Raw genomic sequence first — 261 nt, forward strand, 5'->3', positions numbered from 1 at the left:
CCCCTTTCTCCCCGTTTCCTTCGCCCGGCTGGCGCGGGGAGCTTTTGGGCGGCCCCGTTCTGGTAGGGGGCGCCCAGGGCACCACCTGGTCCCCCGGGGCGAGGGAGAGGAGCCCCTCCCGCACCTCCAGCACGCCCCGGTAGGCGGTCCGGGGGGCGTAGACCTCCCCCGGGCTTAGCCGCTTGACCTGGAGCACCCGCAGGGTCCCGTCCAGGAAGGCCACCACCACGGGGAAGCGGTAGCCCTCGGCGCTGAAGGGGG

1 protein-coding gene is annotated in these 261 nt (G+C 74.3%); it reads right to left on the bottom strand.

Annotation, left to right across the window (positions count from 1 at the left end; genetic code table 11):
- Window positions 1-261: DUF192 domain-containing protein (locus MFF40_RS28520; protein ID WP_238263187.1), on the bottom strand; the 261-nt coding region annotated here is incomplete at both ends.

The sequence above is a fragment of the Methylobacterium mesophilicum genome, from assembly GCF_022179445.1.
GTDB classification, from domain to species: domain Bacteria; phylum Pseudomonadota; class Alphaproteobacteria; order Rhizobiales; family Beijerinckiaceae; genus Methylobacterium; species Methylobacterium mesophilicum.